The 21,553-nt window shown below is 62.9% G+C and carries 17 protein-coding genes and 1 tRNA gene; 4 read left to right on the top strand and 14 right to left on the bottom strand.

Translation table 11 applies throughout. The features are described 5' to 3' along the window. The 4 genes from JQ600_RS19680 to JQ600_RS19700 all read right to left on the bottom strand — a co-directional run. The coding region (locus tag JQ600_RS19680; protein ID WP_283815732.1) for a Calx-beta domain-containing protein at positions 1-1,940 on the bottom strand (1,940 nt) is incomplete at its 3' end. A gap of 53 nt (positions 1,941-1,993) precedes the next feature. After that, positions 1,994-2,347: a hypothetical protein gene (locus JQ600_RS19685; RefSeq protein WP_212490041.1), complete on the bottom strand. Its 354-nt coding sequence runs from the start codon at positions 2,345-2,347 to the stop codon at positions 1,994-1,996. A gap of 1,280 nt (positions 2,348-3,627) precedes the next feature. Continuing rightward, positions 3,628-4,113 (bottom strand): DUF1772 domain-containing protein, encoded by a 486-nt coding sequence (locus tag JQ600_RS19695; RefSeq protein WP_212389295.1) that lies wholly within the window; start codon positions 4,111-4,113, stop codon positions 3,628-3,630. 2 nt (positions 4,114-4,115) lie between these two features. Beyond that, positions 4,116-4,934 carry an NAD(P)H-binding protein gene (locus tag JQ600_RS19700; RefSeq protein ID WP_212490043.1) on the bottom strand — a complete coding sequence of 273 codons (819 nt, stop codon included), beginning with the start codon at positions 4,932-4,934 and terminating at the stop codon, positions 4,116-4,118. 101 nt (positions 4,935-5,035) lie between these two features. On the opposite strand from JQ600_RS19700, the gene JQ600_RS19705 reads away from it, so the two are divergent. Further along, entirely contained in the window at positions 5,036-5,692 is a 657-nt protein-coding gene (locus JQ600_RS19705; RefSeq protein WP_212490044.1) for a TetR family transcriptional regulator, read from the top strand. A gap of 46 nt (positions 5,693-5,738) precedes the next feature. Here JQ600_RS19705 and JQ600_RS19710 read toward each other — a convergent pair whose 3' ends face one another. Both JQ600_RS19710 and JQ600_RS19715 read right to left on the bottom strand, forming a co-directional pair. Next, the gene (locus JQ600_RS19710; RefSeq protein WP_212490045.1) at positions 5,739-6,665 is read right to left on the bottom strand and encodes an SDR family oxidoreductase; all 927 of its coding nucleotides are present in this window, start codon (positions 6,663-6,665) and stop codon (positions 5,739-5,741) included. A gap of 106 nt (positions 6,666-6,771) precedes the next feature. After that, positions 6,772-7,029, bottom strand: a complete 258-nt coding sequence (locus JQ600_RS19715) for a hypothetical protein (protein ID WP_212465623.1) — start codon at positions 7,027-7,029, stop codon at positions 6,772-6,774. Between the two features lie 252 nt (positions 7,030-7,281). On the opposite strand from JQ600_RS19715, the gene JQ600_RS19720 reads away from it, so the two are divergent. The 3 genes from JQ600_RS19720 to JQ600_RS19730 all read left to right on the top strand — a co-directional run bounded on the left by JQ600_RS19720 (position 7,282) and on the right by JQ600_RS19730 (position 8,604). Then, entirely contained in the window at positions 7,282-7,461 is a 180-nt protein-coding gene (locus tag JQ600_RS19720) for a hypothetical protein (protein WP_212490046.1), read from the top strand. 288 nt (positions 7,462-7,749) lie between these two features. Beyond that, on the top strand, positions 7,750-8,292 hold the full coding sequence (locus tag JQ600_RS19725; RefSeq protein ID WP_212490047.1) for a TVP38/TMEM64 family protein: 543 nt from the start codon (positions 7,750-7,752) through the stop codon (positions 8,290-8,292). 15 nt (positions 8,293-8,307) lie between these two features. Continuing rightward, positions 8,308-8,604: a tyrosine-type recombinase/integrase gene (locus JQ600_RS19730; RefSeq protein ID WP_249135988.1), complete on the top strand. Its 297-nt coding sequence runs from the start codon at positions 8,308-8,310 to the stop codon at positions 8,602-8,604. A 163-nt stretch (positions 8,605-8,767) separates the two neighbouring features. Here the strand turns inward: JQ600_RS19730 and JQ600_RS19735 are convergent. The 8 genes from JQ600_RS19735 to JQ600_RS19770 all read right to left on the bottom strand — a co-directional run bounded on the left by JQ600_RS19735 (position 8,768) and on the right by JQ600_RS19770 (position 21,357). Continuing rightward, positions 8,768-8,841: transfer RNA gene (locus JQ600_RS19735), tRNA-Cys, on the bottom strand. Positions 8,842-8,965: 124 nt separating this feature from the next. Continuing rightward, entirely contained in the window at positions 8,966-10,798 is a 1,833-nt protein-coding gene (locus JQ600_RS19740) for a carbamoyltransferase (protein WP_212490048.1), read from the bottom strand. A gap of 147 nt (positions 10,799-10,945) precedes the next feature. Beyond that, positions 10,946-11,365: an SxtJ family membrane protein gene (locus tag JQ600_RS19745; RefSeq protein WP_212465626.1), complete on the bottom strand. Its 420-nt coding sequence runs from the start codon at positions 11,363-11,365 to the stop codon at positions 10,946-10,948. 67 nt (positions 11,366-11,432) lie between these two features. Continuing rightward, positions 11,433-12,179: a tRNA-uridine aminocarboxypropyltransferase gene (locus JQ600_RS19750; RefSeq protein WP_212261479.1), complete on the bottom strand. Its 747-nt coding sequence runs from the start codon at positions 12,177-12,179 to the stop codon at positions 11,433-11,435. Positions 12,180-12,236: 57 nt separating this feature from the next. Next, the gene (locus JQ600_RS19755) at positions 12,237-15,350 is read right to left on the bottom strand and encodes an efflux RND transporter permease subunit (protein ID WP_211995177.1); all 3,114 of its coding nucleotides are present in this window, start codon (positions 15,348-15,350) and stop codon (positions 12,237-12,239) included. Continuing rightward, the gene (locus JQ600_RS19760; protein ID WP_212389303.1) at positions 15,350-18,496 is read right to left on the bottom strand and encodes an efflux RND transporter permease subunit; all 3,147 of its coding nucleotides are present in this window, start codon (positions 18,494-18,496) and stop codon (positions 15,350-15,352) included. The genes JQ600_RS19755 and JQ600_RS19760 overlap by 1 nt, the downstream gene beginning before the upstream one ends. Before the next feature lie 10 nt (positions 18,497-18,506). Next, positions 18,507-19,922: an efflux RND transporter periplasmic adaptor subunit gene (locus tag JQ600_RS19765; protein ID WP_212389304.1), complete on the bottom strand. Its 1,416-nt coding sequence runs from the start codon at positions 19,920-19,922 to the stop codon at positions 18,507-18,509. Further along, positions 19,912-21,357, bottom strand: coding sequence for an efflux transporter outer membrane subunit (locus JQ600_RS19770; RefSeq protein ID WP_212389359.1), 1,446 nt, complete (start codon positions 21,355-21,357; stop codon positions 19,912-19,914). The genes JQ600_RS19765 and JQ600_RS19770 overlap by 11 nt, the downstream gene beginning before the upstream one ends. Positions 21,358-21,553 lie beyond the last annotated feature (196 nt).

The following is a 21,553-nucleotide window of genomic DNA, read 5'->3' on the forward strand; positions in this document are numbered from 1 at the left end:
ACCGCCTGGTCGATCTCGGTAAGGTCGACGCTGTCGGAGGCCGTGGTGATCGCTGCGGTGCCCTCGACGATCGTCTGATTGCTCAGCGTCGCCACGATCGTCTCGGTGCCCTCGATCAAGTCATCGTTGACCGCCGAAACCGTGAACGCCAGCGTCGAGCCGACAAAGCTCGAGTCAAAGGTCAGCGTCGAGCCGCTGAGCGACACGCCCGCGGTTGCATCCGCCACGGTCTGCAGCGCCGCCAGCAGCGCCGGCGAGTAGTCGGTGCCGCCGCTGGCGGAGCCCGAGGCCGCAACGTCAACCGTGGCGCTGTTGCCCGGATTGAGCGGGAAGCCGGTGAGCGAGATCGTGAAGGTGACCGAAGCGCCGGCCTCCTCGCTGATCGCGGTCTGGTCGGCCGCCATGCTGAAGCTGACCGCCTGGTCGATCTCGGTAAGGTCGACGCTGTCGGAGGCCGTGGTGATCGCTGCGGTGCCCTCGACGATCGTCTGATTGCTCAGCGTCGCCACGATCGTCTCGGTGCCCTCGATCAAGTCATCGTTGACCGCCGAAACCGTGAACGCCAGCGTCGAGCCGACAAAGCTCGAGTCAAAGGTCAGCGTCGAGCCGCTGAGCGACACGCCCGCGGTTGCATCCGCCACGGTCTGCAGCGCCGCCAGCAGCGCCGGCGAGTAGTCGGTGCCGCCGCTGGCGGAGCCCGAGGCCGCAACGTCAACCGTGGCGCTGTTGCCCGGATTGAGCGGGAAGCCGGTGAGCGAGATCGTGAAGGTGACCGAAGCGCCGGCCTCCTCGCTGATCGCGGTCTGGTCGGCCGCCATGCTGAAGCTGACCGCCTGGTCGATCTCGGTAATCGTCAGGCTGGCCGCGCTCTGGCCGGCTGGCACCACTGCCGTCCCATAGGAAACACTCTGCCCGCTCAGGGTCAGCGACAGTGTCTGACCACTTTCGACCAGTTGATCGTTGAATGCAGTCAGATTGACGTTGAAGTTGTTTGGATCACCAGCACCCCAGGTCAACGTCACAGTGGTAGCGGTCTGACCGCTGACGGTCAGCCCGGCGGCGGTCGCCCCATTTGCGATTGACTGAATTACTGCAGCATTAAAGTCGGCATCGGACGCCGTGCCGCTCATGGTCACCGTTACCGAGGCGGTATTCGGCCCGGTGAGAACATCGCCTCCCTTGGCGATCGTGAACGTACCGGTATCGTCGGCGGTGTTCTCCTCGCTGATCGTCGCCGACTGCGTCGATGCATCATTGCCGGACGCCTCTGAGGCGACCGTAACCCCAAAAGTAACGTTCGCAGGCAAAGACTGGCCGAAATCATTCCCCTTCCAATCGCGAATATCGAACGTCTCGATCTGCGAAATCTTCAGATTGATACTTGTGAATAAAAATTCAGCGGTGCCGGTCTGTAGAGTTTTGGTGCTTGTATTATTTATGATAAAGATCTTCAGCGCAGCGATATCTGCTGCGAACTTGGCCATGAAGCCAGCATCTAGGAGCTGCGCCTCGCCGAGAACAATTCGGAGCGTATCAATATCCGGACTGGTCGCACCCTTTCCAAGTGCAACGGAGCCGGTGCCACCATCATAAGTATCTAGTCCCGTAAAATTGCTTGGGCTTACTGTATTATAACCAGTTGTGTTGTCCGCAATGTTGAGTGTGTTCGAGGCGATAATGAGACTCGATGTCCACTCCTGAACGCCGGTCGAACCGCGCCACTGATTCTCCCAGACGTTAAAGATTAAAAGATCGGTGCCCGAACCGCCTTTAACATCGTCAAAGCCACTGCCGCCGTTGAGTGTATCGTCGCCCGATCCGCCGTTCAGCTTGTCGGCGCCATCACTACCGTAAATACAATCATTTCCACTCCCGCCGACCAAATTGTCGCTGCCAGTGGTGCCGTTGAGGATTGTTTCGCCGCTTGCGCCGGTTGCCATTATAAATACTCCACAATTCTATTTGTACAATTCGCGCGTGGACTACCGCGCCGTTAGCCCAATCGATGGATCAAGCCGCGATTGCGGCCTGCAATTTCTGTAATGATGTTTTGATGAGACGACGGCGAAGCGACGCCTTCGCTCGGCGAGAACAGAAAACCGAGGGGATGACTGGGATTGGTCACCGGTCGATCGGTAATCTCCGCCTGATCGTTTGACGACGACACCCACCGCTCGACCAGAACATCGGGCGGTCCGGCCGGTGTGGAAATTTCCTGGAGGCGGGATTCAATTTCGGACCAGTCGAATGCCGGCTCCGACTTCGGTGAAAAAAATACGCGGCCACGCGATTCGATCTCGAACCAGTCGACTGGCTCTGTCTTTTTAGTGAACGCAAGGCGACCCACGGCTCACTCCTCTGCTAACGCAGAGCAGGAGCAATCGCACTCGAAAAGCAACTCACAAGACACCGCCGATTTTCGGCGCGCGATCAACGCAAACGCGCTGACACTAGACAGAATCTGGAACTATTGTGAATTTACTCCGAACGCCATAATCCCTGCCCTATTCATGTCGAGTCCCTAAGGACGCACATGTTCGAAATTTTTTTGTCGCGTCTCTTGATTTGGTCAGAGACAAAGTCGCAGACGTCATTCATTCGTGCTGCTGTTCGCGAGGCCGCCCCTAACTCGTCGCAAATTCTCATTACCGTCTACATGAAGGCGACATGGATTGATTGAACTAAATTGAACGACCGTAAGACTACGGACACAAGCGGCGAAAGAGGTACCTCGAAATAGCGATTGAGAGCAGCACAGCTCGTATTTGCCACTCCGCGGGCTCCTCCGGGAATTGCCAAACGGTCCAACGAGGGATTCGCTTTTCTTGCAACACGAGAGGATCAGGCGCTTCGTCACAGGGCGCAGCAGCGAACTGCTCGGTGCTCGCAAATGAAATTGTGACGCTGAAGTCACCTACGCAAAGATTGCCCACTTCGCTGGCGAACCCTGCCCGGGGCGCCAGCATCCAATCTCATATTTGCCGGGCGATCGTTCATTCTCGCTGAGATGGCCTCACCGAGATCAGCCAAATCGAAGCCGCCGGCGTGCACCGGCGGGTTCGGAAATCAAGAGTCCGGTTTGCCTTATGGCTTTCGCAGGCACAAACCAACGGTCGGTGCCGCCCCGCATTTGGCGCCGTCAGCGGCACCGCCACCCGGGCAGAACACCGACACCAAAATTTCCGTCGATTCGCAGCTTACCGCACCGTCGGCCTGAACGGCTCGAACGGTGGCGACGCCCGCGTCGCCCTTGGGACCCGCGTCACCCTTGTCACCTTTGGGGCCCGGCTCACCCTTGGGACCCGGCGCGCCCTGAGGGCCCTGAGGCCCTTGTGCGCCGGGCTGGCCCTGCGCACCCGCGATACCCTGCACGCCTTGCGCCCCTTGAGGGCCGGCCGGACCCTGCGGACCTGCATCGCCCTTGGGCCCAGGATCCCTCCCGCATGCGCCTAGTGCCAGAGCCAAACCAATCGCGAGTATCGGGAAAATCCTCATGCGACGCCCCCTTGTCATTTCCGCCGTTAATGGCGGTTGCAACACTATGCCTTTAACCACGCCGAAGCTCTAGGGGTGACGGCCGTCCAAAGGTCGAATGAACGCCGCAAAGCACTGATGACGCGTGTTGCCCTATCTCACCGCGATCGTCCAGATGAACAGCGCACACGCCAGCGTGGATGAAATCGTCCGGACGTGGTTCCACAGCGTCCAGTCGGTCAGATAGCGCGCCCATAGCGGTGCGGCCTCGGTACTTGCGGGTTCGACGGCGGCCAGCGCGTTGTTCAGGGGCACGTTGAAGACGGCTGTGCATACGAACATGCCGATCGCATAGAGCACGCCGCCGGCCAGCATCGCGGCGGCGCCCGGCTCACCCCAGCGAAGCAGGCCTGCAACAGCCAAAAGCAGACTCGCAAGCGTGGTCCCAAGAAAGAGCGGCATAAACAGCGACTGCACGATCACGGCGTTGATCGCGTTCATGGCCGTGATGCCTGACACCTGACCGATGCGACCGAGCGCGGTCATGATGAAGGTCGAGAAGGCGAAGTAGAGTCCCGCGATCAAACCGCAGCCGATCGCGGAAAACCACAGCAGTCCGGTGATAACAGATTGAAGCATGGTCATCCCCTCCAGACGCCGGTCGCCGCGGTCCTGCGGGCATAATCGGCAAAATCGCGGGCCGGACGGCCAAGCGCCTGCTCGACGCCATCGGCAATGCGGCTGTTGCGCCCGTCGAGCACGACGGTGAAGAGTTCGTCCATGAGAGCGATGATCTCTTCAGGGACGAACGGCCGCATGCCGGCGGCAAACGCTTCCGGTGAGATCTGCCGGTAGCCGATCGGCCGGCCGGCGGCGGTTGATATCTCGGCCACGGCTTGTGCAAAAGAGAGCGCGCGCGGGCCCGTCACTTCATAGAGCTTGCCGGCGTGACGCTCGTCGTTGAGCGCCGCCACCACGACATCGGCGATATCGTCGGCGTCGATGAAGGGTTCAAGCACCGCGCCCGCCGGCAACGCGACCTCGCCCGCTTTGACGCCGTCGAGCAGATAGCCTTCCGAGAAATTCTGGTTGAACCAGCTGGCGCGGACGATGGTCCATGGCACGCCAGAGGCCTGCAACGCCGCTTCGGCGCGTTGCGCGCCGGGCTCGCCGCGGCCCGACAGCAGCACAAGGCGCTGCAGCCCGTTTTCGCGCGCCAGCCGGCTGAGTTCGGTGATCGCCTCGGTCGATCCCTCCACCGCCAGATCCGGCTGATAGGTGACATAGGCGCTGGATACGCCGTCCAGCGCGGCAGGCCAGGTCTGCGGATCATTCCAGTCGAACGGCACTGAAGTGGAGCGTGAAACCGGGCGGGTGACGCCTTGCGCCTGCAGCAGCGCCCCAACGCGCGCGCCGGTCTTGCCCGTACCGCCAATGATCAGGATCGGGAGTTGCGACATCGGAATTCCCTTTCATTAAACACGAGGATATCTCGGATTTGTCAAATGCGATAAACTCTCGTATTAAATTGGTCAAGGGCTTTTTTTGAACGGGGTGGCGGATGGCGGCGAAGAAGAAAACCGGACCGGACCAGGCAGATACCGGCGCGCAAGGCCTGGCGCGGCTGGTTCCGACGCAGCAACGCAGCCGGGAGCGGTTCGAGCGCATCCTTGAAAGTGCGGCGGAAATCATGGCCGAGAAAGGCAGCGAAGCGTTCCGGATGAGCGACATCGTCGAGCGGACCGGCGTGGCCTTCGGCTCGCTCTATCAATATTTTCCAGACAAGACCGCGATCATCGGCACGCTGGCGGAGCGCTACAATGCCGTTGGTCGAGATTGCGTCCGCCGCGATCTGGCGTCGGTAAAGAGCGCCCGGGACCTGCATCCGGCGCTCTGCCGTATTGTCGACAGCTACTACCAGATGTTCGTCGACGAACCTGTCATGCGCGACATCTGGCAAGCCACCCAGGCCGACCGGGCGCTGCAAAAACTCGACGAGGAAGACGGCGCTTATCTCGCCGGTCTACTCGACGAGGCGCTGCGGCGGATCGCGCCGGACGCGCCCTCTCCTGCGCTGGCGTCGTTCTCGCAGCTGGTCATGACGCTGATCGCAGCCACCGTGCGCCACGCGATCGCGCTGGAGCCGAAGCAAGCCACGCGCATGCTGACGCTGTTCAAGCGGATGCTGCCGAAGAATCTGGCGGCGCTGGAGATATGAGTGCCGATCGCGCCCAAGTCGGCAATAGAAAGTCAGCAATAGCAAGTCAGCGATAGCCGGTCACGTCGGCAGGCCGGCCGGCGTCCTGGACCTCGACGACGTATCGCCACGCATCGGGCCTACTGCCGTCGAGATCGGTAAATCCGTAGATTGTTGCCAGTTCGCCGCTCGACAGCGATTTTCCGTTCCAGCGCGCAACGTCGGGATCGCCGGCAAGTGCGACGACGGCGCGGCCCACGAAGGCCGGGCTCTCCGATATCGCAAAGTGCGGCTGGACCTTGGTGGCATCGCGCCAGTTCGCCTCAGTGACGCGGTAAGCATCGAGCATGGCTTCCGACCGCAACCAGCCCGGCGTCAGCGATACCGCCGTTCCGCCGTGCGGCGCCAGTTCATGGGCTAAAGCGAAGGCCATGCGGTTCACCGCGGCCTTGGCCAGATCGTAGAAGAACGAGACCCGGTAATTCGTGGCGTTGTAGGCGTCGGTACCGTCGGTCATCTCGACCACCAATCCGCCGCGCGTCTTGATCAGCAAGGGCGCGGCGAAATGGCTGGTGATGGCGTGGGTATCGATGGCGAGGCGGAGTGTACGCAGGCCATAGTCGAGAGAGGATTCCCAGACCGGCTTGTTCCACTCCATCCGGGTGGCGCCCCAGATGTCGTTCACCAGGATATGCAGGGCGCCCTGCTCGAATGCGATGCGATCGAGCAGGCCCTGTACCTGCGTGGGTTCGAGATGATCGACCTGAACCGCGATGCCGTGGCCACCGGCCGCATTCACCAGATCGGCGGTTTCCTCGATCGTCTCCGGCCGGTTCATTTCCGATTGCTGCTGTCGCGTCGTGCGCCCGGTCACATAGACCGTTGCTCCCGCCGCTCCCAATTGAACGGCAATGCCGCGGCCGGCGCCGCGGGTGGCGCCTGCGACCAGCGCGACCTTGCCCGCAAGCGGGCCCTTCAATCCAGTGGCTTTCATGGACGGCATCGCTCCCTGAATGCGAAGTTTTCATCGCATCTAAGGAAATGATCCCGCTTCGTAAAGGGAACGAACGTCGCGCCCTGGAGTCCGGTGCAGCAGCTGGCTACTGCTCGAACACCGCCGCACAGGCCGGGCTCAGGCTTGCCTTCTGCCGGCGCAGGCAGGTGGTGATGGCGCGCGCGTTGGGGATTTCGCCGGCGCACAGGCGGTAGACGTCGGGCGTGCAGGCCCGGCGTTGCTCAGGCGTGCCCTGTTGGGCGTTAGCCGACCCCGCTGCGAACAGCGCGAGGAGCAGACCGACCATCGAAGCGCGGCGGATCCGGCTGCGTACCGCTCCAACTCGCGCCACGTGCGTCTTCATGTCCGCATCTCCCTGGTCGGCCCGGCTTGACAGCACGGACGTCATCCGACCGAATACGCGGAATAATTTTCGTGGAATGTGATTTTTCTCACACTTTATGCTGGGCGTTCGGGTCTACCGTGCCCCTCGGGGAATCAACCATTTAGTAACTACGTTTGCCGCGATTGGCCGATCGATAAAATTGGATCGATCCGTTCAATCTGGAAACAAACCGGTTTTGAGAACGTGCGCTCTGGAACCCCGGAGAGCGCGATGAGCGAAGTTGAGTTCGACCTATTGCTGAACGCCGTTAAAACGGCCATTGCGCCCGTACCGGAGGATGATTTCGTGGCCCAGACCCTGCCCTTTCGTCGAACGCCGCGCCCCGCCAACGACAACCGCGCCCCTTGGCCGCTGGTTCCGTTTCCTGAAGGCTGGTACGCCTCCTGCTAAGCGCCTGAGCCTGACGACGGCCTGAAGTTCGTCCGGCCCCTCATATAATCGAGCTAAGTTATTGATTATATGGATGGAGGCCACGACCAGAATTGAACTGGTGTACACGGTTTTACAGTTCTGCTTCCGTCGTACCGCCTAGACCTTGCTCTCCACCTAGTTGGGTAGCAAAATGGTAGCAGCCGCGACGATCGGCTGCATCATCTTTCAAAACCGAATCTTTTCGCATTGCCTTCAGACATAATCAGCTGGTTTCAGGGCCTTGGCAGTCTCACACCGGGCTCGGTGATGGCCGTTTGCCTCGTATTTGTATTGATGGCCTTTGTCGTGTTTCCGCGCACGCCGCTCATTTGCGCTGCCGGCGCAGCTTTTGGCTGGAAGGTCGCTGTGATCATCTTAGTTAGCGGAACAATCGGCAGCATCCTTGCTTTCTTGACCTCCCGCTACGTCGCGTCAAATTGGATTCGCAAAAAGCTTGAGCGGAAGCCGACTTTCGACCTTGTTGCACGCGCCGTAGACGAGGAAGGCTGGCGCATAATCGCCCTGATGCGCATGGGAATGCCCCTTCCTGGAGCTATCCAAAACTACCTGTTTGGCCTGACAAAAATTGACGTCGTGACGTACTCAATATCAACTTTCATTTTCACCGCGCCGCAAGTGTTCTTATATTCCTTTCTAGGCGCGACCGGCCGAGCTTCGCTTCTGAACGACGGCTCGTCGGGGTTACATCTCATTGTTTCGCTGAGCGCGATCGTGCTGATCATGTCAATTATTGCCCTAATCGCATGGCGGGTAAGAGTCTTGCTGATGCGGCGAGCGCCGTTGGCTTAGACCCGCCTGCGCACGTTGGGCACCCAGGCGGGAAGTCTTTCAGATGCCGGCGCTGGCGGCCTGAACGTTGCCGGCATAGGCCTATCCGACGACGATCTTGTAATTGCCCATGCGGACGGCTCGATCGTCCAGCCGATTTATGTTTCGCAGCAATGGGCGCGGCTGATCGCCAAGACATCGCTGGCGCGGCTCCGGTTCCACGACCTCCGACACGCCCATGCGACTCACCTGCTCGCCAATGGCGTCCACCCCAAAGTAGCCAGCGAGCGCTTGGGGCACTCCAAGGTCGGGATCACCCTGGACCCTCGATAGCCACGTTATTCCGGGGATGCAGGAAGATGCGGTTGCGACTGTCGACGCCGCGCTAAAAACGGCCCTCAGGAACCGTGCCGAAACGAATGTAGCAATCCGGTAGCAGGTCGGATCGGAGGGACAAGGGATCAATAAAATTGCGCTGAAAAATCAAATGGTTGGATGGAGGCCACGACCAGAATTGAACTGGTGTACACGGTTTTGCAGACCGTTGCGTAACCACTCCGCCACGTGGCCCCATCGGGGCGGATCAATACAGCCCGCCAATGGGTTAGGCAACCTTCCTCGTTTCCCCATCGACAAAGTTCTGAAACTCCAAATCCGTGGATTTCTGAAACCCGCGATCCGCCCCGCCGTGCGATCAGTCGAGCTCGAACGCGTTCTTGTAGTCGAGCTTCAGCGACGTCGGCTGGTCTTCCTTGAGCAGAAAGCAATTGCCGACCACCAGCACTTCGATATCGCTGCCCATGAAGCAGCGGAAGGCGTCTTCCGGCGTGCACACGATCGGCTCGCCGCGGACATTGAAGCTGGTGTTGACCAGCACCGGGCACCCGGTTTCGGCCTTGAAGGCCGTCAGCAGCGCATGAAAGCGCGCATTGGTGTCGGCATGCACGGTCTGTATCCGCGCCGAATAATCCACATGGGTCACGGCCGGGATGTCCGAGCGTGGGATATTGAGCCGTTCGATACCGAACAGCTTTTCATCACCGGGATTGGCGGGCCGACGGTGCTTCTTCAGCACATCGGCGACGATCTGCATGTACGGACTGTCGCCGTCGAGTTCGAACCATTCGGCGACATCCTCGCGCAGCACGGCCGGTGCGAAGGGACGAAAACTTTCGCGGAACTTGACCCGCAGGTTGAGCGAGCTTTGCATCCTCGGTGAGCGGGGATCGCCGAGGATCGACCGCGCCCCAAGCGCGCGCGGGCCGAATTCCATCCGTCCCTGGAACCAGCCGACTGCTTTCTCCGCAACCAGCGCTTTGACGGTGCTTTCGATCAGCGCGTCATCGGTGAGCGCAGTGAACACCGCCCCCGCCTGCGCCAGGCGCTGCTCGATCTCGGCTTGCGCAAATGACGGCCCGAGATAGCCGCCCGCCATGGCATCGCCGGCGGGCGCCGCCCGCGCCTTGCCGGCAAACTGATAATACGCCGCCAACGCCGCGCCGACCGCGCCTCCGGCGTCGCCCGCGGCAGGCTGCACCCATATGTTCTTGAAGGTGCGCTCACGCAGGATTTTTCCGTTGGCGACGCAGTTCAGCGCCACGCCGCCGGCCAGACACAGATTCTCCGATTGCCCCTCGCGGGCCAGACTGCGGGTCAGCCGCAGCACGATCTCTTCCGTCACCTGCTGCACCGAAGCGGCCAGATCCATGTGGCGCTGGTCCAGGCGCTCGGACGGCTTGCGCGGTTTGCCGCCGAACAGCTTGTCGAACCGACCGTTGGTCATGGTCAGGCCGGTGCAATAATCAAAATATTGCAGATCGAGCCGGAAGCTGCCGTCGTCCTTGAGGTCGACGAGGTGGTCGAGGATCAGTTTTGTATATTTCGGCTCGCCGTAGGGCGCGAGGCCCATCACCTTGTACTCGCCGGAATTGACCCGAAAGCCGGTGTAATAGGTGAAGGCCGAATAAAGCAGCCCCACCGAGTGCGGGAAATTGATCTCGCGCGTCAGGTCAAGCGCATTGTCCCGGCCGTAGCCGGCCGACGTCGTCGTCCATTCGCCGACGCCGTCCAGCGTCAGGATCGCGGACTCAGCAAACGGCGAGGCAAAGAACGCCGAGGCCGCGTGGCTCTGGTGATGATCGGCGAACAGCAGTTTCACTTCCCAATCGACGCTGCCGTCGATCTCCAGGAGATGGTCGCGGAGCAGGCGTTTCTGGAACAGCTTCTCCTTTAGCCAGACCGGTATGGCCTTCCGGAACGACTGAAAGCCGCGCGGTGCGAATGCAAGGTAGGTCTCGAGCAGGCGTTCGAATTTGAGGAACGGTTTTTCGTAGAACACGACGTGATCGAGTTCGCTTGCGCTGATGCCCGCCGCCGACAGGCAATAACGGATCGCGGCGGCCGGAAAATTCGGATCGTGCTTCCTGCGCGTGAAACGCTCTTCCTGCGCGGCGGCGGCGATCTTGCCGTCCACCAGCAAGGCTGCGGCGCTGTCGTGGTAGAATGCGGAGATGCCGAGGATCCGCACGTCGCCACTCAAAACAGGGTACAGACGAACGACGTCAGCGCTGAGCCGTTGTTCACGGCCGGCAATCCTTCCATACGGGCATCACGCGAACCAAAAAGCGATCCCGGAGAGGCAAATGGCTCGTGCAGGCACGACATCAGGCGGACCTTAGAACTGCTGCCGCATGGATTGCGATGGTGGTCTCGGATCGGAGCGCGGCAGCCAATAGGTCGACGATGAACGATCCCTGGCGAGATTGAGGAAATCCTTGCCGAACAGGCGCATGGCCAGCCCAATCGGCAGGATCGTGCCAAAGAAAAGCAAGGCCATGATGACGGGGTTGACCACGCGATACATCAGAAGCCCGAGCTTCAGCCATGCCCGGTTGGCGGGGTTCAGGGTCTGCGGGCGCCACAGGGTCAGGCCTGCGAGCACCGCGGCGGCGCCCAGCCAGAACGGCGCATGAGACGAACCCTGGTAGAGACCGTAACCGCCGATCAGCGAAAAAAACGCGGCCATCGTCAACCCGAAATTGCGGTCGCTTGGCCCGACGACAACCTCGTCATGTTGCGACTCAAGCGATTGCATCGGTACTTTCTGCTGATGTTTTCGGCTTTGACGACAGACAACCCGTCGCTCGCAACCTTCGCTAGCATTATTTGGCGCGGGCTTTAACCCCCTTGCGGCGGCGATAATCGCGCTTCTTCGGCTTGGGTGCGAGTTCCGGCATGGTGGTCTGAACCTCGCGATAACGCGTCAACAGCCGCTCGAAACTGCCGTTGAGCGTTTCGGCGATATCGGGCCGCTTCTCCAACCCCGCCAGCAGCATCGCCGCGGCCTCGATCGTGGAGAGCCCGTCGGCACGCGGCTCCTTGCGGAGCTTTCCATAGCGCGAGGCGCGCTTGGGCCCAAGAATCACCCGTTGGCATTTCAGCATCCACGCATTGCGCCACCACAGCGCCTTGGCCTGGCTCCAGGTGCCGTCGAGCAGCACGATGCCCTCGATATCGCTGAGGATAGCGCGCTGATGCGGTTCGATCTCGCCCTTGCGGTTGATCGCGACGATTTCGTTCTCGGTCTCGAGCTCGCTGACCTTGGCGGAACCAAGATACAGCACCGCCCAGCGCGAGGGATCGTCCACCGGCCGCCCCAGCGCCTTGGAGAGGCTCGGCCAGGACAATCCGATCTTGAGCACGGCGTCGCCAAAATGGAGCGCCGTCAGGCGCGCCGTACCCAGCGTCCGGTCCTGCTCCTGCGGATGCTGCAGGATCAGGAGCGAAACCTTGTTCTCGATCGGCGTGATGCTGTCACAGATGCACAACGGCAGCGGTTTGCCGCAATCGGCGCACTCCGGCACTTCTTCTGCGTCAGGTGTGGCTTTGGCTTCGGATTGTTTTGACATCCGCCCGCTATACGCTGCGCCGCCCACCCCATCAACAATTCAGGGCCGATCCGGCGATTATTCCGCCGGCGCCTGGATTGCGGCCGGTTCGGACCACCGCCGCCGCAACCTGTCGATCAGAAGGTAGATCACGGGTGTCGTGTACAAAGTGAGGATCTGGGACACGAACAATCCCCCGATGATGGTAATTCCGAGCGGCCGGCGCAGCTCGGTGCCCGGGCCGGTCGCGATGACAAGGGGAATGCCCGCGAACAGCGCCGCCAGCGTCGTCATCAGGATCGGCCGGAACCGGGCGGTGCAGGCCTCGAAGATCGCGTCCGCCGACGACAGGCCACGGTGACGCTCGGCGTCGAGCGCGAAATCCACCATCATGATGCCGTTCTTCTTGACGATCCCGATCAGCAGAATGATGCCGACAAAGGCGATCACGGTCAGCGGCGTGTTGGTCACCTGCAGTGCGAGCAGCGCGCCGAGCCCCGCCGAAGGCAGCGTCGAGATGATGGTCAGGGGATGCGCCAGGCTCTCATAGAGCACGCCGAGCACGATATACATCGCCACCAGCGCGCCGAGGATCAGCAGCGGCTGCCGGCCGCTGGTCTTGTTGAAGTCGCCGGCATTGCCGTCGAAACTGCCGCGGATGCCCTCCGGCATATGCAGCTCGTCGACCGCGCGCTGGATGTTGGTGGTCGCGACCTCGAGCGGCACGTTGGGCAGCAGGTTGAACGACACCGTCGTCGAGGGGAACGACTGCGAGTGATAGACCGCCAGCGGCGACAGGCCGCGCTGATAGCGCACGACGGCCGATAGCGGCACCTGCGCGTCGTTGGCGCCGGCGACGAAGATGCGTTCGAGGTTCGACGGATCGGCCTGGAACTTCGGGTCGATCTCCAGCACCACCATGTACTGGTTGCGCTGGGTGTAGATGATCGAAATCTGCCGTTGCGCGAACGCGTTGTTCAAGGCGTTGTCGATGTCCTGGACGCGAACACCCAAGCTCGACGCCGTCTTGCGGTCGATCACCAATGACAATTGCAACCCGCCGGGATCGCGGTCAGAGGACACGTCGGTAATGCCCTCGACGGTCTCCATGCGCTTGCCGACGATGGGGGCCCATTTCTGCAGCAGATCGAGGTCGGTGCTCGACAGCGTGTACTGATAGTCGGAATCGCTCTGCCGTCCGCCGGTCCTTATATCCTGGGCGGCAAACATGAACAGGCGGATGCCCGCGACGCGGTAGAGCGCCCGGCGCAGGCGATCGATCACATCGGAAGTCGACTGCCCCGCCCGCTCCTCCGGTGGCTTCAGGCTGATGAACATGGTGCCGCGGTTGGAGCCGCCGCCACCGGGACCGCCGCCGCTGCCAAGCGAGGAGCCGATACCGGCGACCGCAGGGTCGGCCATGACGATATCGGCCAATTGCTGTTGCAGGCCGAGCATCGCCTGAAACGAGATGTCGGGGGAAGCACGGGTCGATCCGATGATGAAGCCGCTGTCATCGGTCGGGAAATAGCCCTTCGGCGTCTTGATGTAGAGCGTCACCGTCAATGCGATGGTGGCAAAGAACACGACCAGGGTAAGATACGGAAACTCCAGCACCCGCCGCAGCGTCCAGGTGTAGAACGACACGGTGCGCGACAGCGTGCCCTCGACCAGCCGGTCGAACCAGGTGGCACGATCGGAAGTCGCCTCCTTGATGAAATGCGCGCAGATCATCGGGGTGACCGTGAGCGAGACCACGGTCGACACCACGATGGCAAAGGTCAGCGTCAACGAGAATTCGCGCAGCAGCCGCCCGACGATCCCGTCCATGAAGATCAGCGGCGTAAAGGCCGCGATCAGCGACAGGCTGATCGACAGCACGGTAAAGCCGATCTGCTTGGCGCCTTCCAGTGCCGCGGCGAGCGGCGCCATGCCCTGCTCGAGATTGCGGTACATGTTCTCGATCATCACGATGGCGTCGTCGACCACGAAGCCGACCGAAATCGCGAGCGCCATCAGCGACAGATTGTCGATCGAGAAACCGGCAAGCCACATCCCGGCGCAGGTGCCGGCCAGCGCCAGCGGCACCGAGACGCCGGCGGCAATCGTCGGCGTCAGCCGCCGCAGGAAGGCGAACACCACCACCATGACCAGGAACGCAGTCGCCAGCAGCGTAAACTGCATGTCGAGCACGCTGGCGCGGATGGTGCCGGTGCGGTCGACCAGCGTCGAAATCTCCACACCGCCGGGCAGCCATTGCTGCAATTCCGGCAGCAGCGCCCTCACCCGGTCGACGGTATCGATGACGTTGGCGTCGCCCTGCTTGGTGATCTGGATCAGCACCGCCGGCTGCTTGTTGAACCAGGCGATCGAGCGGCTGTTGCGGACGGAGTCTTCCACCTCGGCCACGTCGGAGAGGCGGACGAAATTGCCCCCCGAGCTCTTGATGATGATGTCGCGGAATTCGGCCGCCGTGCGCATCTGCTTGTTGGTCGAGATCGTCTCGCTCTGGCGGCCGCCGTTGAAGATCCCGACCGGGCCGAGTGGGTTGGAATTGACGATCGCCAGCCGCACGTCGTCGGTGGCGATGCCCGCATTGGACAGCGCGACCGGGTTGAGCGCGATCCGTACCGCGGGCTGATCCGCGCCGCTGACGGTGACTTCGCCCACTCCCGGCACCTGCGAGATGCGCTGCGCGATCACGGTATCGGCGACGTCGTACATCGCGCTCGTCGTCAGCGTCTTCGAGGTCAGCGCCAGCACGAACACGGGCGCCGCCGACGGGTTGGCCTTGCGGAACCGCGGCAGTGACGGCAGGTCGCTCGGCAGATCCGCCAGCGAGGCGTTGATCGCCGCCTGCACGTCGCGCGCGGCGCGGTCGATGTTGCGGCCGATCGCGAACTGCAACTGGATGCTGGTGGTGCCGAGCGAACTGGTCGAGGTGATCTGGTCGATGCCCGAGATTTGCCCGAGCCGCCGCTCCAATGGGGCCGCAACCGTCGACGCCATGATCGAGGGGTCGGCGCCCGGCCGCGTGGCGGAAACCCGGATCGACGGAAAATCGACGTTGGGGACCGCCGACACCGGCAGAAACACATAGGCGACGACCCCGACCAGAAAGAGCCCGATCGCCAGCAGCGTGGTGCCTACCGGCCTGCGGATGAAGGGCTCCGAGATCGAGATCGATGCCATTACTGCATCCCCTCGGTGGCGCCGGCGACCGGCGGCCCGGCAGGCCCCGGCTCCGGCACCGCCTTGTCGATTTTGCGGTTGAGCCGGTCGAGCGCCAGATAGATCACGGGCGTGGTGTAGAGCGTCAGCAGCTGGCTCAGCAGCAGGCCGCCGATGATCGAGACGCCGAGCGGGAAACGCAATTCCGCGCCGGTGCCGCTTTCGAGCGCCAGCGGCAGCGCGCCGAACAGGGCAGCCAGCGTCGTCATCATGATCGGGCGGAAGCGCAACAGGCAGGCCTGCACGATCGCTTCGTTCGCAGACATGCCCTTGTGACGCTCCGCCTCAAGGGCAAAGTCGATCATCATGATCGCGTTCTTCTTGACGATGCCCATCAGGAGAATGATGCCGATCAGTCCGATCACCGACAGGTCCTGGCCGCACAGCATCAGCGCCAGAATGGCGCCGATGCCGGCCGAGGGCAGCGTCGAGAGAATGGTGATCGGGTGGATGTAGCTCTCATAGAGCACGCCGAGCACGATGTAGATGGTGACCAGCGCAGCCAGGATCAGCCATGGCTGCCCGGCCAGCGATTTGGCGAACTCGGCCGCGTCGCCGGCATAGACGCCGACGATGCTGCCGGGCATGCCGATGCGGGTTTCGATCGACTTGACCGCCTCGACGGCGTCGCCGAGCGCTTCGCCCGGCGCCAGGTTGAAACTGAGCGAGATGGCGGGGAACTGCGCGTGATGCGAAATCGCCAGCGGCGCGGTGGTCCGCGTCAGCGTCGCGATCGCCGAGATCGGCACCTGACCGGCCGGGCTTCCCGGCGTTGCCGCCACACCCGGCACGTAGAGTTTCGAGAGGATCGAAGGATCGCGCTGATACATCGGCATGGCTTCCAGCACCACGCGGTACTGGTTGGCCTGGCCGTAGATGGTCGATATCTGCCGCTGCGCAAAGGCGTCGTTCAGCGTATCGGTCACGACTTGCAGGCTGACGCCGAGCTGGCCGGCGCGCTGGCGGTCGATATCGAGCGCAGCGCGCAAGCCGCCCTCCTGCGCTTCCGACGAGACATCGCGGAACAACGGATCCCGCCGCATTTCGGCGACGAGCCTGTTGGCCCATTTGGTCACTTCGGCGGAATCGGTGCCGGTCAGCGTGTACTGGTATTGCGAGCGGCTCGACTGGGTCGAGATCTGCACATCCTGCACCGGCTGGAAATAGATGGTCATGCCGGGGATCGAGGCCGTGCGCTGCTTCAGCCGGTTGACCACGACCATGATGTCGTCGTGCCGCTCGCCGCGCGGGCGCAACGTCATCACCAGCCGCCCGACATTGGTGGTCGGATTGACCGAGCCTGCGCCGATCACGGAGACCACGCCGACCACGTCCGGATCGGCCTGGATCGCGGCGGCCGCCGCCATCTGCCGGCTTTGCATCTCGGCAAAGGAAACGTCGGGCCCGGCCTCGGTCACCGCCGTGATCGAAGCGGTGTCCTGCAGCGGCAGAAACCCCTTCGGCGCGACCACGTACATGACCAGGGTAGCGACGATGGTGAGGAACGTCACGGCGAGCGTGGCGCGCTGGCGCTGCAGCACCCACAATAGCGTGCGGTGATAGAGCTCGACCGTGCGGTCGATGAAGCGGCTGACGGCGGCGAGCCCCGGAACGGCGTACTCCTCATGGACGTTCTTGAGCAGCCGCGAGCACATCATCGGCGTCAGCGTCAATGAGACGACCGCCGACGTCACCACCGCGATCGTCAGCGTCAGCGCGAATTCGCGGAACATGCGGCCGACCAGGCCGGACATGAACAATAGCGGGATGAACACCGCAATCAGCGACACCGTCAGCGAAATCACGGTGAAGCCGATCTCGCTGGCGCCCTTCAGCGAGGCCTCCATGACCGACTCGCCGTCTTCCATGTGGCGGACGATGTTCTCGATCATCACGATGGCGTCGTCGACCACGAAGCCGGTGCCGATCGTGAGCGCCATCAGCGACAGATTGTCGAGGCTGAAGCCCGCGAAATACATGATCCCGAAGCTCGTGATCAGCGACAACGGCAGCGCCACTCCCGCAATCAGCGTGGCACGCAGCGAGCGCAGGAACAGCAGCACGACCAGCGTCACCAGCACCACTGAAAGGATCAGCGTAAACTGCACGTCATGGACGGAGGCGCGGATGGTGACGGTGCGGTCGCTGACGATGGTCAGCTTGACGCCCGCCGGGATCGCGCGCTGCACCTTCGGAATTTCCTCGCGGATCTGGCGCACCACCTCGATCACATTGGCGCCGGGCTGCCGCTGGATGTCGATGATGACGGCCGGCGTGCCCTGATACCAGCCGCCGGTACGGTCGTTCTCCAGCCCGTCGATGATGATGGCGACGTCGCCGATCGTGACCGGTGCGCCATTGCGATAGGCGATGATGATCGGCTTGTAGGCCTCCGCGGCCGCGATCTGGTCGTTGGCAGCGATGGTGTAGGATTGCTGCGCGCCGTCGAGCGATCCCTTCGGGCCCGAGACGTTGGCCCCGGCAATGGCGGCGCGTAGATCCTCCATCGAAATGCCGTAGGCGGCGAGCCGCGCAAGGTCGGCCTGCACCCGCACCGCAGGCTTCAGCCCGCCGAGCACCGCGACACGGCCGACGCCGGAAATCTGGCTGAGCCGCTGGCCCAAAATCGTGTCGGCGATATCGCTCATCGCGCGCAGCGAAATCGTCTCCGACGTCAGCGCCAGCGTCAAGACCGGCGCATCGGCCGGGTTGACCTTGGCATAGGTCGGTGGGTACGGCAGGTTTTTCGGCAGGATGCCGGCCGCCGCATTGATCGCGGCCTGCACGTCCTGGGTGGCGCCGTCGATGTCACGGTTGAGATCGAACTGCAACGATATCTGGCTGACGCCGAACGAACTGGTCGATTGCATCGACGACAGCGACGGGATCTGGCCGAGCTGACGCTCCAGCGGCGCCGTGATCAGCGACGCCACCACGTCCGGGCTGGCGCCCGGCAGTTGCGTCGTGACCTGCACGGTCGGGAAATCAACCTGCGGCAGCGCCGACACCGGCAACGCCCAATAGCCGAGCGCACCGCCGATCAACAGCGCGATCCCGAGCAACGAGGTCGCGATCGGCCGGCGGATGAATGGTTCGGAGACGCTCATGGTTGCGTCCTCATGGCTGCGATTTCGCAGGCCCGCCCGATTGTTGGCCTGCCGGTGCCGGCCCGGTCTGTCCTTTTTGATCGCCCTCGCCGCGTTCGCGCCTGCCGCGGTGTTCGCCGTCTTTGGCTTGTCCTTCCTTGGCCTGGCCACCCTGACCGCCCTTGCCGTCGGGGCTGCGGCTGCGCTTGCGCGGCGCGAGGTCGGCGGTCGGCGCCCGGTCATCGGTGCCGATCAGAACCTTGGCGCCGTCGGACAGATTGGCAAAGCCCGTGGTCACCACACGGTCGGAGGTCGAAAGCCCGCTCGCGATCACGGCATCGTGCTCGTTCTGCTGCGTCACCACGACAGGCTTGGCGGTTGCGATATCGCCGGGGCCGATCACGTAGCTGAACGTCCCGGCGGGACCGCGCTGGACCGCCGAGGTCGGTACCACGATCGCCTTGTCGAGCGTTTCGACCTTCAGCCGCACATTGACGAATTGACCCGGCCAGAGCTGGAATTTGGCGTTGGGAAATTCCGCCTTGAGTTTCAGCGTTCCCGTGGTCGGGTCGACCTGGTTGTCGATGCCTTTCAGCGTGCCGGTGTCGACCACGGTGACGCCGTCATTGCCGAAGACGTCGACCGCGAGTGCGCCCTTGGCGGCGGCGGCATTGACCCGCACGATCTGTTGCTGCGGCAGGCTGAACTGTACCGCGATCGGCTGCAGCTGGGTGATGATGACGAGACCGGTCGCATCCGACGCCTTCACGATATTGCCCTGGTCGACCTGGCGCAGGCCGGCGCGTCCCGACAGGGGTGCGATGATCTTGGTGTAACCGAGGGTGGCTTGCGCATTGTCGATCGCGGCCTGGTCGGCCTTCACGAGCGCTTCCTGCTGGGCCACCAAAGCGCGCTGCGTATCGGCCTGCTGCTTCGATCCGGCGTTGGACGCCGCGAGCTGCTGGTAACGCGCGAGATCGAGTTTCTGGTTGGCGAGCTGGGCTTCGTCCTGCGCCTTCTTGGCAACCGCCTGATCATATTGCGCCTGGTAGATCACCGGATCGATTTCGCCCAGCACGTCGCCCTTCTTGACGTCCTGGCCTTCGGTGAAGTTCACCGAGATCAACTTGCCATCGACCTGGGCGCGCACGAGAACGTTATTCAGCGCGCGGACAGAGCCGACGCCATCGAGATAGACCGGCACGTCCTGGGTGCGCGGCGTCGCCGCCAGCACCGGCACCGGCAGGTCGAGGCGCGCACCGCCGCGACCACCGCCGCCGGCATTAGGCTTAGGCTGAAACGCGTACCAGCCGATGTAGCCGAGCCCGCCCAGGATCACGAGCGTCACGGCCAACGAGACCATGCGCTTGAGCACGCGCGACCAGAAACCCGGCTTGCGCACTTCCGGGGGTTTGGTGTCTTCCTCTGACTCCGGCTTAAAGAGCATCGACCGGCCTTTCCATCCTAGGCTCCCAGCCGCCCCCCAGCGCCTGATACAGGCTGACGATCGCGAGCAGCCGGGCCAATTGGGCCTGCGACAGCGAATCTTCCGCCTGGAATAACGTCAATTGCGTATTTAGCACAGTTACGATGTCGGCAGTTCCGGCCCGCAATTGCTGCTCGGACAGTTGAAACGCCCGCCGCGAGGACGCCACCACCTCGCGCTGCAGCCGCAGCCGCTCCGTGGTCTGGCGGATCGACATCAACGCATTGTCGACATCGGCAAAGGCCTGCACCACCGTCTTGCGATAGGTCTGCAGCAGTTCATCCTGCCGGGCCTTGGTGTATTCGAAATTGCCGAGGATCCTGCCGCCGTCGAAGATCGGCTGGGTCAGGCTGCCGACCATGCTGAAGAACGCGGCGTGCGGCTGAAACAGCGACGTCAGTGCGGAGCTCTGATAGCCACCCTGCCCGGTCAGTTGAATGCTCGGGAAAAACTGCGCACGGGCGTTGCCGACATTGGCGGTGGCGGATGCCAGCTGGGCTTCCTGGCGCCTGATGTCGGGGCGTTGCGTCAGGAGCTCCGACGGCAGTCCGGGCGTGACGCGGGGCGAGGCAACCTGGTTCAGCGTGCCGCCGATGACGCGCACCGATTCCGGCGGCCGCGATACCAGCGTCGCCAGCGCGTTGATGTTCTGGTCGAGCGTTTGCCGCAGCGGCGGCACCAGCGCGCGCTGGTTGGCCACGACGGTTTCCTGCTGGGCGACGTCGAGATCGTTTCCGGTGCCGGCCTGCAGCCGCTGCTTGATCGCTTCGAGGATCCGGATCGCGCTGGCGATGTTGCGCTCTGCGGTGCGAATCCGGTCCTGCGCCGCGAGCACCTGGAAATAGGCGTTGGCAACCGTGGTCAGCGTGGTCAATGCGATGACGTCGCGGTCGAAGCGGTTGGCAACGGCGGTCTCTTCTGCCGCCTGGGCGGCGTCGCGATTCTTGCCCCAGAAATCGAGCTCATAGCTGGCGCTGAGCGAGGACTGATAGTTGACGACCTCGCGGCCGCCATTGGTAAGGCCGCTCGCGCTCGAGCCGGAGGTGCGGGAATAGCTTTCCGAACCGGTGCCGCTCAGATTCGGCAGCAACGCCGCGCCGGCAATCCGGGCCTGCGCATCGGCCTGCACGAAGCGTGCGGTGGCGGCGGCAATGTCCAGATTGACGGTCTGGGCCTCTTCCATCAGCGTCGTCAGTTCCCGCGAGCGGAAACCGCGCCACCAGTCGAGCGTCGGCGGCGCGTCCTGCGGCTTGGTCAGGCGGGCGGCCTTGTAGCCGTCGGGGACGTCGAGCGCGGGATCGGGCAGATCCTTGGTCAGGATGCAGCCCGCCGAACTGGCGACCAGCCCTACGACCGCGAACGACCGCGCCAACCGGCTTACACCTGGAAACCGCATTCGCCAGCCTTCAACCACAGCCCCCGGTATTCGCTGGGTCACACCCGTTCTCCACCGGGCAAATTCCGGCGTGGCCCGCGATGAACGCTTGTTTGAGTGGTCTGCGACCCGTTCACGGGGGTGATGCTTCCGTTGGAACCGAGCCGTCATACTACCCTTGCGATCAGGGCGCGGACAGTCCTGGAACCATCCCGAC

Origin of the sequence: Bradyrhizobium sp. AUGA SZCCT0176 (assembly GCF_018130145.1) — a bacterium.
GTDB lineage: Bacteria > Pseudomonadota > Alphaproteobacteria > Rhizobiales > Xanthobacteraceae > Bradyrhizobium.